Raw genomic sequence first — 15749 nt, forward strand, 5'->3', positions numbered from 1 at the left:
CGTGGAGGCCTCCGGCGCGATGGCACCGGGACGGGTCGACCAAGGGCCGTGGGACGAGGGCGTGCTCGTCTCGGGTGCGTTCGGGTCGGGCGGGGTGGGCAGGTCGGTCATGTGGGGAGTCTCCCGGCGTGGGGTGAACGGGCGGTGACGGCGCGACCGGCCCGGCCGATCCACGTCGATCCCGTGAAGGCTAGCGCCTTCGACTCCCTCCGCGACAGCCCGTCGCCGACCTCAGCCGGCGGCACGTCGATCGCGGATCAGGCGGCCTGCTCGGCCTCCTCGCCGCGCTTGATCGCGGAGATCTCGAACTCGAGCGTGATCTTCTCGGACACGAGCCATCCGCCCGAGTCGAGCGCCATGTTCCACTCCAGGCCGAACTCGCGTCGGTCGATGCGCCGCGTGCCCTGGAAGCCGGCCCGCGTCGCGCCGAACGCGTCGACCTGGGCGCCCGTGAACTCGATCGGGATGGTGATCGGCTTGGTCACGTCGCGGATGGTCAGGTCGCCGGAGACGACGAGGGCGTGCTCGCCGACCTCCTCGATCCGCGTGCTGCGGAACGTGATGTCGGGGTAGGTGTCGACGTCGAAGAAGTCGGCACTGCGCAGGTGCTCGTCGCGCTGCGCGTTGCGGGTGTCGATGCTGGCGACCTTGAGCACGACCTCGGCGGTCGACTGCTCGGGGGCGTCGAAGTCGACGTGCAGGGTCCCGGTCAGGTCGTTGAAGGCGCCGCGGACGTTGGCGACCATCGCGTGCTTCGCCGAGAAGCCGATGCGCGTGTGCGCCGGATCGAGGTCCCAGTCGCCGCTCAGTTCGGGTCCGATGTCGATCATGATCTCCCCAGGGTCGTTGCACGAACCGGAACAGTCTCTCATCCCGCAGCCGGGAGTCCGCGCACAGCGGCGAGGGGGCGCGGGCGCTCAGCGGGTCACGTCGGCGACGAGTTCGGCGAACAGTTCCTCGGCGTCGCACTCGAGCCGCTGCCGCGTGAACCACTCGCAGACGTTCACGCAGTCGCGGTGCAGCAGGTCGAAGCCGTTGGGGTTCGCGACCACGTCGACGACCTGGGGCAGGTCGATCGCGACGACCCGCCCGCGGTCGACGAGCAGGTTGTACGGCGAGAGGTCGCCGTGCGCGAGCCCGGCGAGCGCGAGCGTGCGCATGAGGTCGATGACCTGGTGGAACAGCTCGCGCAGCTCGTCGGGTGTCCCGCGAACCTGCGCGAGGCGCGGGGCGGCCGTTCGGTCCTCGCCGATGAACTCCATGAGCACCTCGGTCTCGCTGACCTGCACCGGGTAGGGCACGGGCGCCCCGAGCTCGGTCAGCCGGCAGAGGGCCGCGAACTCGGCGTACGCCCATTCGGTGCGCGCGACCGCGCGACCGTACGTGGAGCTGCGCTGGACGGCGCGCACGTCGCGACTGCGGCGGGGCGCCGCGCGCCCCTCGGTGTAGACGGCCGAGCGGTGGAACATCCGGTGCTCGGTGCCGCGGTAGCGCTTCGCGGCCAGCAGGGAGCGGGTCCCCGGGGCGCCATGGGGCGCACCGGGCACGGCGCGCTCGATGAGCCAGAGGTCGGCCTCCTTGCCGGACTTCACGATGCCGAGCTCGGTGTCGAGTGCGGCGGCGGAGGTGACGAGCCAGTCGGGCCGGGGCTCCGGTCCGCGCTCGCTCGGCTGGGTCGCGGGCCAGGTCGACCAGCGTTGGTCCTCGCCGGGTTCGACGTCGGCGAAGGCGAGGGGTTCGGATGCCGCACCGGACGGTGCGGCGGACGCCGCGCGGGCGCGCGCGGCGGAATCGTCGAGGGACGACAGCATGTTCACGGTGGTGTCTCCGAGATCGTGGAGGCCACCGTCGCGGATGCTAGCGGGCGGCCTCGCAGGGAAGGGTGTCTGCGATACGCGCGACGAGGACGGTGTTCATCGCTCACTCCCTTCGCTCTCGGCCCGCGATGCGGGTGCCGGTTCCATGGCCGACGGCCGACGGACGGTGCCGACGAGGCCGGGCCGCGCCCGAGCCTACGCCCGGGCGCGGCATCCGTAAAGACCCGGCGCTAGGGTCGGTGCCATGCGGGGCGACGGCGGGACGCGTGCGCGGGAGCCGCGCACCGTCGTGCTCGTCGAGGGCGAGAGCGATCGCCTGGCACTGGAGGCACTGGCGAGCCGGCTGGGCCTCGAGCCGGGGCGTGCCGGGGTCCGCGTGACCTCGATCGACGGGATCACCAACCTGCGCCGCCATCTCGAGGCGCTCGACGGCCGCGAGGCGCCGCCGAGGGTGCTCGGCCTGTTCGACGCGGAGCAGGCGCACGTCGTCGAGCGCATGCTGGCCGCATCCGGTCGCGTGGTGGACGCGCACGGCGGACTGGAGGCGGCCGGCTTCCACGCCTGCACCGCCGACCTCGAGGACGAGCTCATCCGGGCCGCGGGGACGGAGGCGGTCGAGACGGTGATCGCCGCGCATGGCGACCTCGCGAGGTTCCGTTCCTTCCAGCAGCAGCCGCACCAGCGAGGTCGTTCCCTGTCGGCGCAGCTGCGTCGATTCGCCGGCACGGCGAGCGGCCGGAAATCGTGGTTCGCCGCCGACGTCATCGCGTCGATGCCGGCGGATCGCCTGCCGCGTTCGATGGTGCGGCTGCTCGAGGCGGCGATCGCCGACGCACCGGCGGTCGGAGGCCCGACCTCGGCGTGAGGCCGGGCCGGTCCGCCCGGGTGACGACCCGGCCGGTCAGCCGATGCCCTCGAAGGACTCGAGGAAGGCGGCGTAGCTGGCGAAGTAGGTCACGCCGTCGAGGTGCACCAGTGACGGGCGGTAGTTCACGTCGTAGTCCGGCGGCGCGACGAGGGTGCCCGGGATCGGGTCGCCGCTCTCCGTCCAGCCCGCAGCGGTGAGCGCCGCCTGTCGCGACGACCACGCGTCATCGGGTTCGGCGAGGCGCGCGGCCCACACCGCCACGTCACCCTGCGGCTTGGCCCAGACGCAGCCGAGGCCGCCGTCGGCGACCAGGTCGTTCATCGCGGTCCCGAGGCCGGCGAGCTCCGGTCGGAGCGTCATCCCGTCGGCGTCGAGGGAGGCCATCTCGTCGGCGTCGAGCAGGTCGTCGCAGGTCGCGGACGCCTCGTCCCCGGCGGGTTCGGCAGCGGGTTCGGGTGCGTCGGGTCCGGCCGAGGCCGTCGGCGTCGGCGAGGTGGTCGGCTCGGGTGCGACGGCGGCGTCGGAGGACTCCACCGGAGCGCAGCCGGAGAGCAGCACGGCGGACAGCGCCAGGGCGCCGATGGTCAGGGCGGGTGCGAGGTGTCGGGTCATGGGCCGCACGCTAGCCACCCGACCCAGCCGCGCGCACCGGGCTGGCCCTGAGATCGGAACCACCCGGTACGCACGGCGCGACGTCGTGCGAACCGCGGTGCCGGAAGTCCCGGTGTCGGCACCGCGTCCGGGCGGACAATGGCGCTATCGACGGTGTGGAGGTGGTCGACATGCGACCGACGCCGGCGTCGCAGCGCATCGGAGCGTTGGCCGCGGCGATCGGCATCGTGCTGATCGGCTCCGCGGCGGTCCCCGCGCCCGGGCCCGACCTGACGGTGGTCCACCCCGTCGGCGACCCGGCGCAGGACGTGCCGAACGTCCAGGCGGCGGTCGACCTCGGCGGCACGGTCCGACTGAAGGCGACGACGGTGGATGGTGCGCCCGGCGTCTTCGACTTCGGGTCGAACCTGCCCGGCGGCGGCTTCGTCGACCTGAGCCGGGACGTCGAGATCGAGGGAGAGGTGGCGGGGACGCACCCGACGACGATCTCCGGCGGCTTCGCCCCGTTCCGCGCGTGGTACGACGCGCCGGTCGACAGTCGAATCAGCGACATCACCTTCGACGCGCCGGGGGTGGCCGCGCTGTACGCCAGCGGTTCGACCGGCCTCGAGTTCACGCGCAACCACGTCACGGACGTCGTCGGCCTCCCCGAGTGGCTCCCGGGGGTCGACAAGGGCCAAGCGGTGTGGGTGGTCGGCCTCGACGCGGTCACGGGCGACATACTCATCGCGGACAACCTGATCGAGGACGTCCACGCCGACAACGGCTACGGACTGGCGCTCTTCGGGTTCAGCGCGGACGCACGGATCGAGCGGAACGAGATCCGCGGCGTCAGTACGGCCGGCATCCTCGCCGGCGTCAACCTCGGAGCCGTCGCCATCGTCGACAACGACATCGCGCCGGGTCCGCCTCGAGCACCCCTCCCGTACGGCGGCGGCAACGGCATCATCATCGGGAACTCGCTCGGTGGCCGGGCACTCGTGACCGACAACGCCGTGGAGTGCGAGAACCCCTACGCCGACGGCATCCTCATCGCGGCCTCGGCGTACTACGGGGATGTCCAGGACGGCGCCGTCCTGACGGGCAACCGCGTGCTCATGCACGACTCCATGTACGGCGCGATCAGCCTGGTCGGCAGCGTGACCGACACCTACGTGGGCCGCAACCGCCTGGGCGGGAACGGAGCGTTCGCCTTCGCCAACGAGCCGTACCTCCTGCCGCACGAGGCGGTGGCGTCCACCACCTTCGTCGGCAACAACATCGCGGAGTTCGACAGCGAGGTCGCCGACCTGCTCTTCCACGAGAACACCGTCGAGAACGCGTTCTTCGGGGCGGTGGAGACGATCATCGACCTCGGCCGGGGGAACTGGGTATCGGGCGCCGGCACCGGTGCTCCGCCGACCTCGCCGGGGCACGCCCCGCCGGCACCGGGCGCCGGCGGCGCGGCGATCGGACGGACGTGGGATCCCGTCGGAGCGCCGATCCTCGACGGAGGCACCAGGGATCGCTAGCGGCTGTGGTCGGCGAGGATCTGGTCGACGTCGACCTGCGAGAGCAGGTGCGCCCAGTCGATCCCGCGCGCCATGTCCGCGACCGCGGGGTCGGCGAAGGCCTTCCCGTTGCGGTGCACGACGACGCCCCGCGGCACGAGCTGGTTCAGCCGCGCGAGGATGGCGTCGTCCACGGCCTCCGTGTCGAAGTCGGCGCCGATGCGTTCGTAGACGTCGGCGGAGAGCGTGTACGAGACGATCCCGACCTCGATCGGTTCGGCCATGGTGCTGCCTCCTTCGGTTCAGGCGCGCGCGGCGGCGGCCTCGTCGTCCTCGGTCGCGACGAGCTGACCGCACGCGCCGTCGATCTCCTTGCCGCGGGTGTCGCGAATGGTCGTCGGGATGCCGGCATCCGACAGTCGCCGGACGAACTCGCGCTGCACGTCGAGCTCGGACGCCGTCCAGATCGACCCCGGCGTCGGGTTCAACGGGATCGGGTTGACGTGCACCCACCCGTGCCCGCGGGCGTTGAGCTTCTCGGCGAGCAGGTCGGCGCGCCATCCGTGGTCGTTCATGTCCTTGATCAGCGCGTACTCGATCGAGACGCGTCGGCCCGTCTTCTCGAAGTACTCGCGTGCGGCATCGAGCGCCTCGTCGACCTTCCACCGCGAGTTCACCGGGATCAGCTCGTCGCGCAGGCCGTCGTCGGGCGCGTGCAGGCTGAGCGCGAAGGTCACGGGCACGTGCTCGTCGGCGAGCTTCCGGATGGCTGGCACGAGGCCCACCGTCGAGACCGTGATGTTGCGCGCCGACATCCCGAGGCCGTTCGGCGCCGGCGCCGCCATGGAGCGGACGGCGCGCATGAGCCGGGCGTAGTTCGCCAGCGGCTCGCCCATGCCCATGAAGACGATGTTCGAGACCCGCTCCGGCGTGCCGTCGTCCGCTCGCTTGCCGTGCAGGGCGCCCGACGCGATGACCCGGTTCGCGGCCACGACCTGCGCGAGGATCTCCGCCGCGGACATGTTGCGGGTGAGGCCGGCCTGGCCGGTCGCGCAGAACGGGCAGTTCATGCCGCATCCGGCCTGGCTCGAGACGCAGAGCGTGATCCGGCCGGGATAGCGCATGAGCACCGACTCGACCAGGGCGCCGTCGTGCAGCTTCCAGAGGAACTTGATCGTGTCGCCGCGATCCGTCTCGAGGCGGCGCACCTCGGTGAGCAGCGGCGGCAGGAGCCCGGCGACGAGCTCCTCGCGCCCGGCGGACGGCAGGTCGGTCATCTCGGCGGGGTCATCGGTCCACCGCGTGAACCAGTGCCGGGCGACCTGCTTGAGGCGGAACGCCGGGATCCCGAGCTCGTCGGCCTTCGCCTTCCACTCCTCGGGCGCGAGGTCGGCGAGGTGGGCGGGCGGCTTGCCGCGCTTGGGAGAGGCGAACTGGAGCAGCGGCCGGCCGTCCGCGCCCTTCTGCTGCTGCCATCCCTCGGTCTTCGGCCGGACCTGGCGGACACCCGACCCGCCGGATGCGGATCGGGGGGTCGTCTCACGGATGCCGCCCGCGCGCGCCGTGTTCGGCGCGCCCTCGCGCGGCGTCGCCGGGCCGTCCTCGGCGGGGGTGGGACTCTCGGGCGCGTCGGTCGACATGGATCCAGCGTACGCCGCGGTTCGCGCGCCGAACGGGGTCCGGGACTTCGGGTGGTCGTGTCGATCGCCGCGGCGGAGCAGGGGGTCGAGTCATGCCCGCACGCGAGCGGCGCGCGGGCACCGGGCCACGCGCGCCGCCGCATCGTCTCCTAGGGCGTCGTCCAGGTGGCCGGCGGCTTCTCCTGGGCATACAGCCAGATCTGGAAGAACTCGTCGAGGTCCTCGCCGGAGACCTCCTCGTAGACCTCCTGGAAGTCCTCCGACGTGCCGACCGAGTCGTCGTAGCGCTGCAGCCAGAGCTGGGCGCCCGCGAAGAACGCGTCGTCGCCGACCTCGACGCGGAGGGCGTGCAGCGTGGCGGCGCCGCGGTTGTAGACCTGCGTCGCGAAGAGCCCGAACTCGCCGGGATCGCCGATCTGGAGGTCCCAGTACGCCGGCGTGCGCGCCGGCGCGTACCAGTTGTCGTAGGTGGTCTGCGCCGTGTTCCTGCCCTGCTCCTCGTTCCACATCCAGGTCGCGTAGGTCGCCCAGCCCTCGTTGAGCCAGATGTCCTGCCACCGCTCGGGGCTCACCGCGTTCCCGAACCACTGGTGCGCGGCCTCGTGCGCGACGGTGCCCTCGCTCGCCTGCGAGGAGTACACCGGCCGGGTCTGCGTCTCCAGTGCGTAGCTCACCGAGTCGTTGTCGACGATCGCGCCGTACGCGACGAACGGGTAGGGGCCGAACTTCGACTCGAAGAAGTCGATCATGTCGACCTGCCGGCCGAGGCTCGCGTTCGTGGTCGCGAGGCGGGTGGTGCTCAGCTTGGTGTCGACCGCGTCGATGATCGGCACGCCGCTCGCGGAGGTGTACGCGTCGCGAAGGTCGAAGTCGCCGACCGACGCGGTGGTCAGGTAGCTGGCCTGCTGGTCCGGGGCGTCCCAGTACCAGGTGGTCCAGCCGTCGGCCGTCTCCTCGGGCTTCGGCTGGATGCCGTTCGCGACCGCGACCTTGCCCTCGGGCACGGTGATCTCGAACGAGTACGTCGCCTTGTCGGTCTGGTGGTCGCTCACCGGGTACCAGGTCATCGAGCCCTCGGGCTCGGCCACGACCATGGCCCCGTCGCGTTGCGTCACCCAGCCGTAGAGCACGCCCTCGATGTCCCGGGGCCGGGTGGTCGTGCCGCCGTACTCGACGACCACCTGCACGTGCTGTCCGGCCTTGAGCTTCGGACGCGGCTGCACGGTGAGCTCCCAGACGCGCGCCGTGTCGTCCTGCACGTGCCAGTACGCCGCGCCCTCCACCTCGGCACCGGCGAGCGGCGGGGCGACGGATGCCGCCGGCTTGCCGTCCACGCTCAGCGCGTGCACGTCCATCCCGCGAAGGTCGAGGTTGAATCGGTCGAGGTCCTGCGTCGTGACCAGGTCGATCGTGGCGACCCCCTCGAATTCGCCCTCGAGCGCCGCAGGGCTCGGGGCCGGCGGCGTGTAGGTGACGTCGAGGTCGTAGTGCTGCACGTCGTATCCGCCGTTGCCGGCGTAGGGGAAGTACGCGTCACCGACGCCCGGGGCGCCCGCCGTGTAGCGTCCCTCGCCGGGCTTGCCCGGCGCCGCCACGGCGCTCGCCGCTCCCAGCGCGCCCAGTGCGAGCGTCGCGACCGCGACCCCGCCGACCAGCTTCCGCCCGTACCTGATCATCGCGGTTCCCCCTCGCGCTCGGTGCTCGGTGCTCGAACTCTAAGGTGGTGCCTCTCCCGCCGGTACCCCCTCTTCGGCCGTACGACGTCGCACACCCCCTGCAGCCCGCACCGCCGCGCCCCCCCGCACCCCCGCGCCCCATCCGTCCGCCCGCCCGGCGAGTGTCCAATGGATGCGGCCTCCGGGCGCGACATCCGGCATCGGTTGGACACTCGTGGCCGCCGGGTCACGTGCGGGCGACGAGCAGCGAGGCGAGCTGGTCGAGCACGCGCGGCGTGTCGAGGGATGAACGCACGCGGAGCACGATCCACCCCGCCGCGGCGAGCGCGTTGAGGCGGCCGACGTCGCGCGCGAACTGGGCAGGATCCGTGCGGTGGTGGTCGCCGTCGTACTCCAGCAGCACCCGGCCGGCGCGGAACACCAGGTCGCCGAACACCGTCCGTCCGCCGGGCAGGCGGATCGCGGCGTTGCACTCCGGCTCCGGGAGACCCGCACGCCTCACCGCGAGTCGCAGCAGCGACTCACGGCGGGAGGCCGCGCCGGGCCGGATGTCGCGGCGGGCCGCGTCGCGCACTCGCGTTCCCCGGCCGCCGCGGTGCCGTTCGATCGCCGCATCGAGTTCGTCGGCCGTGATGATCGCCACGGGCCAGCCGAGGAGCGCGTCGCCCGCCGCCACCAGGTCCGCCGGCGACAGCGACCCGGCGAGCTGGCACCACGCGTCGGCCGGGGACACCGACGGCATTCCGCGCACCACTGCCGGCCGCACGCGAGCAGGGTCGATGCGATGGCCGATCACGCCGGCGCACCGCGGCTCGCGTCCGTGGAGCGCGGACACGTGCAGCGGCGGCCGCTCGTGTCCGCGTGGGAGCGGCAGGCCCCACAGGGCCGCAGCTGTCGCGTGGCTGAACACCTGCGACGACGGCATCCGCTTCGCCACCGCCCGGCAGTGCGCCTCGAGGTCGCCCGGTACGCCGGCCATTCGTACGCCGTGGTACGGCGCCGTGAGGTCGGCGGCGCGAAGCCGCCCGCGCGGCACTCCGAGGGCGTCCGCCTCGTGGACCGCGAACGGTCCGGACCGCAGTGGAGGCGGAAGCGGTCGTGCGCGCATCGCCGCAGGGTGATGGCTCCGTCGCCGACGTCGATGCCGAACGGCTCGCCTGCATGCGTGGGGGCGCGGCGTCGCACTCGTGGAGGACGGGTCAGCGCGCTCACCCGGACGCGCCTGCCCGACGCGTGCTCCCGCGAGTGTCCGATGGATGTCGCTGCGCGCGTGTGCGGGCAGCATCCAGTGGACACTCGCGCGTGCGGGGTGCGGGGTGCGGGGTGCGGGGTGCGGGGTGCGGGCGGCGAGGGGACGCGGGGAATACTGGGAGTGCGCCGAGAGTTGAGCCGAGTACGCTCAAGTTCTCCGGTCTCGACTTGACATCGATTCGGGCGGATCGGACACTTGAGTCGGCGGGGCTCAAGTCTCGCCGATCACTGACTTCGGCCGCGGGCGAGGAACGCCGGGCCGATCGCCGGAGGGCGTTGTCCGCGAGACCCTCAGGCAGAAGGAGATACACACATGTCACGTGCAGTCGGAATCGACCTCGGCACCACGAACTCGGTCGTCAGCGTCCTCGAGGGCGGCGAGCCCGTCGTCATCGCGAACGCCGAGGGCTTCCGGACCACCCCGTCGGTGGTCGCGTTCACCAAGGACGGCGAGGTGCTCGTCGGCGAGACCGCCAAGCGCCAGGCCGTGACCAACGTCGACCGCACCATCTCGTCGGTCAAGCGCCACATGGGCACCGACTGGAAGTCGGCCGCGATCGACGGCAAGGAGTACACGCCGCAGGAGATCTCGGCGCGCATCCTCCAGAAGCTCAAGCGCGACGCCGAGCAGTACCTCGGCGACATCGTCACCGACGCGGTCATCACCGTCCCGGCGTACTTCAACGACGCCGAGCGCCAGGCCACGAAGGAGGCCGGCGAGATCGCGGGCCTGAACGTGCTCCGCATCATCAACGAGCCCACCGCGGCCGCGCTCGCCTACGGCCTCGACAAGGGCAAGGAGGACGAGCTCATCCTCGTCTTCGACCTCGGTGGCGGCACCTTCGACGTCTCGCTCCTCGAGGTGGGCAAGGACGACGACTTCTCGACGATCCAGGTCCGCTCGACCGCCGGCGACAACCGCCTCGGCGGCGACGACTGGGACCAGCGCATCGTCGACCACCTGATCAAGCGCTTCAAGGAGTCGACCGGCGTCGACGTCTCGAAGGACAAGATCGCCCTCCAGCGCCTGAAGGAGGCCGCGGAGCAGGCCAAGAAGGAGCTGAGCTCCTCGATGAGCACCAGCATCCAGCTGCCCTACCTCTCGCTCACCGAGAACGGCCCGGCCAACCTCGACGAGACCATCACGCGCGCGCAGTTCGAGAACATGACCTCGGACCTGCTCGACCGCACGAAGAAGCCCTTCGAGGACGTCATCCGCGAGGCCGGCATCAAGGTCTCGGACATCGCTCACGTCGTCCTGGTCGGCGGCTCGACCCGCATGCCCGCGGTCTCCGAGCTCGTCAAGAAGGAGACCGGCGGCAAGGAGCCCAACAAGGGCGTGAACCCGGACGAGGTCGTCGCCGTCGGCGCCGCCCTCCAGGCCGGCGTCCTCCGCGGCGAGCGCAAGGACGTGCTGCTCATCGACGTCACCCCCCTGAGCCTCGGCATCGAGACCAAGGGCGGCATCATGACCAGGCTCATCGAGCGCAACACGGCCATCCCGACCAAGCGCAGCGAGACCTTCACGACCGCCGACGACAACCAGCCGTCGGTCGCGATCCAGGTCTTCCAGGGCGAGCGCGAGTTCACGCGCGACAACAAGCCGCTCGGCACGTTCGAGCTGACCGGCATCGCTCCTGCGCCCCGCGGCATCCCGCAGATCGAGGTCACCTTCGACATCGACGCGAACGGCATCGTGCACGTGTCCGCCAAGGACAAGGGCACCGGCAAGGAGCAGTCGATGACGATCACCGGCGGCTCGTCGCTCCCGAAGGACGACATCGAGCGCATGGTCCGCGACGCCGAGGAGCACGCGGCCGAGGACAAGAAGCGCCGCGAGTCCGCCGAGACGCGCAACCAGGCCGAGCAGTTGGCCTACTCGGTCGACAAGCTCATCAAGGAGAACGAGGACAAGCTCCCCGCCGACGTGAAGTCGGAGGTCCAGGGCGACGTCGACGCGCTGAAGACCGCCCTCGCGGGCGACGACGACGACGCGGTGAAGTCCGCGTTCGACACGCTGTCGCAGTCGCAGGGCAAGCTCGGCGAGGCGATCTACGCGCAGGGCCAGGCAGCCGACGCCGCGGCCGGCGCCAACCCCGGTGAGGACGCGACCGCGTCCGGTGCCGAGGGCGCCGAGTCCTCCGACGAGGACGTGGTCGACGCCGAGGTCATCGACGACGAGGACGAGAAGAAGTAACCATGACGGACGAGAACCAGAACCACGACGAGCCGATCATCCGGGACAAGCGGCGGATCGACCCCGAGACGGGTGAGGTTCGCAAGCCGCAGGCCGACGGGGCGGACGACGAGTCCGCCCCCGAGGCCGAGGCGACGGATGCCGCGGCATCCGAGACGGCGGAGGACGCCGGCCTCGAGGACGACGAGCTGACCGTCGACGACATCCTGAACGCGGCGCAGGCCGAGGTCGAGGACCCGTCGGCCGAGCACCTCGCCGACCTCAAGCGCGTCACGGCGGAGTACGCCAACTACCGCAAGCGCACCGAGGCGAATCGCGAGATCGAGCGCGAGCGCGCGATCGGCGCCGCCGCGGCCGTGCTGCTGCCGGTCCTCGACGACCTCGACCGTGCCGAGAAGCACGGAGACCTCGAGGGCGACAGCCCGTTCGCGACGATCGCGGCGAAGCTCCGGGCCTCGGTCGAGAAGCTCGGCCTCGCCAAGTTCGGCGAGGTCGGCGAGCCGTTCGACCCGCAGCGCCACGAGGCGATCTTCCAGCAGCACTCCGACGACGTCGAGGTCGACACCGTGGCCGACGTCGTCGAGACGGGCTACCTGCTCGGCGGCACGCTGCTGCGCGCCGCGAAGGTCGTCGTCAAGACCCCGGCCTAGCCGGATCCGGCCGGCTCGCGACATCCGCCCCACGGGGATGCCGCGGGCCGGCCGCCCACCAACCAGTACATTCAGCAGGGAGGAGGCGCCGATGGCCAGCCAGGATTGGTTCGACAAGGACTTCTACGCGATCCTCGGCGTCTCGAAGGACGCCAGCGACGCCGACATCAAGAAGGCGTACCGAAAGCTCGCCCGCAAATACCACCCCGACCAGAACCCCGGGGATGCCGCGGCCGAGGCGAAGTTCAAGGAGATCAGCGAGGCGAACTCCGTGCTCTCCGACCCGGAGGAGCGCAAGGAGTACGACGCCGTCCGGGCCATGGGCTCCGGGGCGCGCTTCACCGCTCCCGGCGGCGCGGGTGCCGGCGGCTTCGAGGACGTCTTCGGCGGCATGTTCGGCCAGCAGGGCGGCGGCCCCCGCTACACCTACCGGCAGGGGGGCCAGGGCGGCGACTACGACGACCTGCTCGGCGGGCTCTTCGGCGGCGGTCGATTCGGCCAGCCGACCGGCGGCTACCGCGGCTTCGGCGGGCCGACGAAGGGCCGTGACGTCACGGCGTCGACCACGCTCGACTTCATCACGGCGACCAAGGGCGACCGGATCACCCTGCAGACCGCCGAGGGCCGCGAGATCACGGTCAACGTGCCGGCCGGCGTCGCCGACGGCCAGAAGATCCGCCTGCGCGGAAAGGGCCACCCGTCGCCCGACGGCGGCGAGGCCGGCGACATTGTGCTGACCGTCAAGGTCCGCAAGCATCCCGTGTTCGAGCGCGACGGGCTGAACCTGCGCGTGAACGTGCCCGTGACCTTCGCGGAGGCCGCGCTCGGCGCGACCATCCAGGTGCCCACGCTCGGCGGCGACCCTGTGAAGCTGCGCGTCGCACCCGGCACCCCGAGCGGCCGCGTGCTGCGGGTGAAGGGGCGCGGCGTCGAGACGAAGAAGGGTACGGGCGACCTGCTCGCGGTCGTGCAGGTCGCGGTGCCCGCGCACCTCTCGAAGGACGCGGAGGAGCGGCTGCGCGAGTTCGCGGCCGAGCTTCCCGACGAGAACCCCCGAGACGACCTCCTGGCGAAGGCCCGGAGCAGCTGATGCAGGTCGACGGCGAGAGCCCGCTGTTCGTGATCTCGGTGGCCGCCGAGCTCGCGGGCATGCATCCGCAGACGCTCCGCCAGTACGACCGCCTGGGACTCGTGTCCCCGAAGCGCACCGCCGGCAAGTCGCGCCGGTACTCGATGCGCGACGTCGCGCAGCTCCGCGAGATCCAGCAGCTCTCGAGCGAGGGCGTGAGCCTGGAGGGCATCCGCCGCGTGCTCGGCCTCGAGAACGAGGTCGACGAACTGCGCCAGCGCGTCCGCGAGCTCGAGCGCGCGCTCGCCGACGAGATGCTGAACCGGCCCGGTCGTCGGGTGTTCGCCGCGGGCGCGGCGGGCGAGGTCGTCTCGCTCAAGGCGGGCACGCGCGTGCGGCGTGAGAACGCGATCGTGGTCTGGCGGCCGCTCGACCGGGACTGACGCCCGTCGAGCGGGTCATCCGTGGCCCGCGGGGCGCCTACGGGTGTCGCAGGAGATGATGCGTCTCCGTCGTGCCCACTTCCGCGAAGCCCTCGCGCTCGTAGAGGCGCTTCGCGCCGTCATTGACCCGGTGGACCTGCAGCAGCGTGGCGCCCCGGTCCCCTGCGGCCCGATCGACCACCCACCGCAACGCGGCCGCCCCGATCCCCTCGCCCTGACGAGCGGGCGTGACCTCGATCAGCTCGAGCCAGGTGTCCGCATCGCGTCGACCGAGGTAGACCGCCCCGACGGCGGCACCCTCCGCCTCGACGACGAACACCTCGTGGTCCTCGATGAGCGGTCGGAAGAACTCCCGCTGCTGCGCGTCGATCCACGGGCCGTAGGCCGCTTCCACGAGGTCCCGGTGGGCATCCTCGTGGAGCTGGAAGAGCCAGGTCGCATCGGTCGTGGTCGCTGCTCGGACTGAGATCGTCATCCACGTAGTCTGCCCGGTCCGATCGGGCGCCTCGGACGCGCGCGACGCGCTAGGACGGCGCCGGCCCGAACCCCTCGCTGTCGGCGTCGCGCGCCCGCTCCTGCGCGGCGACCGCGTCGCGGTCGGAGAGCCGCCGGAGTCCGGCGAGCGGCTGCGCCATCCGATGGTTGCCGCGGAGGTGCGGTTCGGCCCGGTCGAGGAAGGCCCAGTACCCGGCGGTGACCGGGCACGACTCCGGTCCGACCCGCACGCGTGGATCGAACGGGCAGCCGCCGCAGTAGTCGGTCATCCGGTTCAGGTACGCCCCGCCCGCGGCGTACGGCTTCGTGGCCACGAGGCCGCCGTCGGCGTGCTGCGACATCCCGACGACGTTGGCGGGCATGACCCACGGCGTGCCGTCGACGAACGCCCCGGCGAACCACTCGGTCAGCTCGGCCGGGTCGACCGCGCGCTGCAGGGCCCAGTTCCCGAGCACCATGAGCCGCTGGATGTGGTGCGCCCAGCCCCGCTCGCGCACGTCGTCGAGCGTGTGTCGCACGCAGGCGGCGTCGACGCCCGTCGTGTCGAGCGTCGCGAACGGCCGGGGAACCGGCCGGGTCGCCTCGAGCCGGTTGTGCGAGGCCGTGTAGTCGGGTCCGAGGTGCCAGTACAGGTGCCACATCCAGTCGCGCCAGCCGACGACCTGTCGGACGAACCCCTCGACGCTCGCCAGCGGCGCGTCGCCGGCGTCGTATTCGGCGGCCACGCGCTCGGCGAGCCCGAGCGGGTCGAGCAGGCCGAGGTTCAGCGGCACGCTGAGCAGCGAGTGCGCCATCGGCCAGTCGTGCGCGAGCACCGCGTCCTCGTAGGGGCCGAAGTCGCCGAGCCGGGTCTCGATGAAGTCGGCGACCGCGCGCTCGGCCTCCGCCTCCGTCACGGCGAACCGACGCGGACCGTCCTCGCCGATCAGCTGCACGACCCCCTCGTCCTGCCAGCGGTCCAGGTCGCGACGCACCTCGCGGTCGATGTCGTCCTCCTCGGGCCACCACGGGTCCGGCAGGCCGAGGGTGACCGCCCCTTTCGGCGGTGGCTGCCGGTTCTCCCGGTCGTGGTTGAACCGGCCGCCTTCGGGCTCGTCGCCGCGCATCAGGATGCCGGTGCGCTCGCGGACCCGGCGGTAGAAGTCCTCCATCCGCGGCCGTCGGTCGCCGCGCTCGGCCATCCACGCCGCGAAGTCCTCCTCCGAGGTGACGAACCCGCGGCTGGGCAGCATCGGGATGCCGCGTCGACCGACGGCCGCGCGAGCGGCCCACGAGACGGGTGCGATGACCTCGAGGTCGTCGCGTCCGTCGACCACGTCGCCGAACCGCTCGACCCGGTGGAACTCGCCGCGATCGCCGAGCGCCGCCGCCCGATGGCGAAGGGCGGAGAGGATCAGGTGCGCCTTCTGCCGGTGCATCGGCCGCCGCCCGAACGCGGCGCGCGCCTCGACCAGCAGCATCGGCCCGCCGTCGTCGAACTGCGAGCCGAGTTGCTCGGCGAAGATCCAGCGAACCCGCACGTGATCCCTCCCGCCCGCGCG

The 15749-nt window shown here is 72.0% G+C and carries 15 protein-coding genes; 6 read left to right on the forward strand and 9 right to left on the reverse strand.

Annotation, left to right across the window (positions count from 1 at the left end; all coding sequences use genetic code 11):
- Window positions 1–257 precede the first annotated feature (257 nt).
- On the reverse strand, window positions 258–830 hold the full coding sequence (locus tag ABME01_RS04015) for a YceI family protein (RefSeq protein ID WP_353827066.1): 573 nt from the start codon (window positions 828–830) through the stop codon (window positions 258–260).
- 87 nt (window positions 831–917) lie between these two features.
- Entirely contained in the window at window positions 918–1811 is an 894-nt protein-coding gene (locus ABME01_RS04020; RefSeq protein WP_353827106.1) for a serine protein kinase RIO, read from the reverse strand.
- A 250-nt stretch (window positions 1812–2061) separates the two neighbouring features.
- Here ABME01_RS04020 and ABME01_RS04025 point away from each other — a divergent pair, with 250 nt between their 5' ends.
- On the forward strand, window positions 2062–2682 hold the full coding sequence (locus tag ABME01_RS04025; protein WP_353827067.1) for a TOPRIM nucleotidyl transferase/hydrolase domain-containing protein: 621 nt from the start codon (window positions 2062–2064) through the stop codon (window positions 2680–2682).
- A gap of 36 nt (window positions 2683–2718) precedes the next feature.
- On the opposite strand, the gene ABME01_RS04030 is transcribed toward ABME01_RS04025, so the two are convergent.
- Complete coding sequence (locus ABME01_RS04030; RefSeq protein ID WP_353827068.1) at window positions 2719–3297, reverse strand: hypothetical protein; 579 nt, start codon at window positions 3295–3297, stop codon at window positions 2719–2721.
- A gap of 170 nt (window positions 3298–3467) precedes the next feature.
- Between ABME01_RS04030 and ABME01_RS04035 the strand changes: the two genes are divergently transcribed.
- Window positions 3468–4808 (forward strand): hypothetical protein, encoded by a 1341-nt coding sequence (locus ABME01_RS04035; RefSeq protein ID WP_353827069.1) that lies wholly within the window; start codon window positions 3468–3470, stop codon window positions 4806–4808.
- Here the strand turns inward: ABME01_RS04035 and ABME01_RS04040 are convergent.
- The 4 genes from ABME01_RS04040 to ABME01_RS04055 all read right to left on the reverse strand — a co-directional run bounded on the left by ABME01_RS04040 (window position 4805) and on the right by ABME01_RS04055 (window position 9082).
- Window positions 4805–5071, reverse strand: a complete 267-nt coding sequence (locus ABME01_RS04040) for a hypothetical protein (protein ID WP_353827070.1) — start codon at window positions 5069–5071, stop codon at window positions 4805–4807. The genes ABME01_RS04035 and ABME01_RS04040 overlap by 4 nt on opposite strands.
- 18 nt (window positions 5072–5089) lie before the next feature.
- A complete protein-coding gene (rlmN, locus tag ABME01_RS04045; RefSeq protein ID WP_353827071.1) occupies window positions 5090–6427 on the reverse strand; it encodes a dual-specificity RNA methyltransferase RlmN in 1338 nt (445 codons plus the stop codon).
- Between the two features lie 149 nt (window positions 6428–6576).
- Window positions 6577–8103: a M1 family metallopeptidase gene (locus ABME01_RS04050; RefSeq protein WP_353827072.1), complete on the reverse strand. Its 1527-nt coding sequence runs from the start codon at window positions 8101–8103 to the stop codon at window positions 6577–6579.
- A 226-nt stretch (window positions 8104–8329) separates the two neighbouring features.
- Window positions 8330–9082, reverse strand: a complete 753-nt coding sequence (locus ABME01_RS04055) for a putative endonuclease domain-containing protein (protein WP_353827073.1) — start codon at window positions 9080–9082, stop codon at window positions 8330–8332.
- 585 nt (window positions 9083–9667) lie between these two features.
- On the opposite strand from ABME01_RS04055, the gene dnaK reads away from it, so the two are divergent.
- The 4 genes from dnaK to ABME01_RS04075 all read left to right on the forward strand — a co-directional run bounded on the left by dnaK (window position 9668) and on the right by ABME01_RS04075 (window position 13713).
- Complete coding sequence (gene dnaK, locus ABME01_RS04060) at window positions 9668–11551, forward strand: molecular chaperone DnaK (protein ID WP_353827074.1); 1884 nt, start codon at window positions 9668–9670, stop codon at window positions 11549–11551.
- Between the two features lie 2 nt (window positions 11552–11553).
- Entirely contained in the window at window positions 11554–12201 is a 648-nt protein-coding gene (locus ABME01_RS04065) for a nucleotide exchange factor GrpE (RefSeq protein WP_353827075.1), read from the forward strand.
- A 91-nt stretch (window positions 12202–12292) separates the two neighbouring features.
- The gene (locus ABME01_RS04070) at window positions 12293–13291 is read left to right on the forward strand and encodes a DnaJ C-terminal domain-containing protein (RefSeq protein ID WP_353827076.1); all 999 of its coding nucleotides are present in this window, start codon (window positions 12293–12295) and stop codon (window positions 13289–13291) included.
- Window positions 13291–13713 carry a heat shock protein transcriptional repressor HspR gene (locus tag ABME01_RS04075; RefSeq protein WP_353827077.1) on the forward strand — a complete coding sequence of 141 codons (423 nt, stop codon included), beginning with the start codon at window positions 13291–13293 and terminating at the stop codon, window positions 13711–13713. The genes ABME01_RS04070 and ABME01_RS04075 overlap by 1 nt, the downstream gene beginning before the upstream one ends.
- Window positions 13714–13750: 37 nt before the next feature.
- On the opposite strand, the gene ABME01_RS04080 is transcribed toward ABME01_RS04075, so the two are convergent.
- Together ABME01_RS04080 and ABME01_RS04085 are read right to left on the reverse strand one after the other, a co-directional pair.
- Window positions 13751–14188, reverse strand: a complete 438-nt coding sequence (locus ABME01_RS04080; protein ID WP_353827078.1) for a GNAT family N-acetyltransferase — start codon at window positions 14186–14188, stop codon at window positions 13751–13753.
- Between the two features lie 49 nt (window positions 14189–14237).
- Entirely contained in the window at window positions 14238–15728 is a 1491-nt protein-coding gene (locus ABME01_RS04085) for a cryptochrome/photolyase family protein (protein WP_353827079.1), read from the reverse strand.
- Between the last annotated feature and the right edge of the window lie 21 nt (window positions 15729–15749).

It is taken from the genome of Agromyces litoreus (genome assembly GCF_040496015.1).
GTDB lineage: Bacteria > Actinomycetota > Actinomycetes > Actinomycetales > Microbacteriaceae > Agromyces > Agromyces litoreus.

Bases quoted from the DNA above. Each gene is read 5' to 3' on its own strand.
- ABME01_RS04015 (WP_353827066.1), bottom strand. From the start codon at position 830: ATGATCGACATCGGACCCGAACTGAGCGGCGACTGGGACCTCGATCCG.
- ABME01_RS04020 (WP_353827106.1), bottom strand. From the start codon at position 1,811: ATGCTGTCGTCCCTCGACGATTCCGCCGCGCGCGCCCGCGCGGCGTCC.
- ABME01_RS04025 (WP_353827067.1), top strand. From the start codon at position 2,062: ATGCGGGGCGACGGCGGGACGCGTGCGCGGGAGCCGCGCACCGTCGTG.
- ABME01_RS04030 (WP_353827068.1), bottom strand. From the start codon at position 3,297: ATGACCCGACACCTCGCACCCGCCCTGACCATCGGCGCCCTGGCGCTG.
- ABME01_RS04035 (WP_353827069.1), top strand. From the start codon at position 3,468: ATGCGACCGACGCCGGCGTCGCAGCGCATCGGAGCGTTGGCCGCGGCG.
- ABME01_RS04040 (WP_353827070.1), bottom strand. From the start codon at position 5,071: ATGGCCGAACCGATCGAGGTCGGGATCGTCTCGTACACGCTCTCCGCC.
- rlmN (WP_353827071.1), bottom strand. From the start codon at position 6,427: ATGTCGACCGACGCGCCCGAGAGTCCCACCCCCGCCGAGGACGGCCCG.
- ABME01_RS04050 (WP_353827072.1), bottom strand. From the start codon at position 8,103: ATGATCAGGTACGGGCGGAAGCTGGTCGGCGGGGTCGCGGTCGCGACG.
- ABME01_RS04055 (WP_353827073.1), bottom strand. From the start codon at position 9,082: ATGGCCGGCGTACCGGGCGACCTCGAGGCGCACTGCCGGGCGGTGGCG.
- dnaK (WP_353827074.1), top strand. From the start codon at position 9,668: ATGTCACGTGCAGTCGGAATCGACCTCGGCACCACGAACTCGGTCGTC.
- ABME01_RS04065 (WP_353827075.1), top strand. From the start codon at position 11,554: ATGACGGACGAGAACCAGAACCACGACGAGCCGATCATCCGGGACAAG.
- ABME01_RS04070 (WP_353827076.1), top strand. From the start codon at position 12,293: ATGGCCAGCCAGGATTGGTTCGACAAGGACTTCTACGCGATCCTCGGC.
- ABME01_RS04075 (WP_353827077.1), top strand. From the start codon at position 13,291: ATGCAGGTCGACGGCGAGAGCCCGCTGTTCGTGATCTCGGTGGCCGCC.
- ABME01_RS04080 (WP_353827078.1), bottom strand. From the start codon at position 14,188: ATGACGATCTCAGTCCGAGCAGCGACCACGACCGATGCGACCTGGCTC.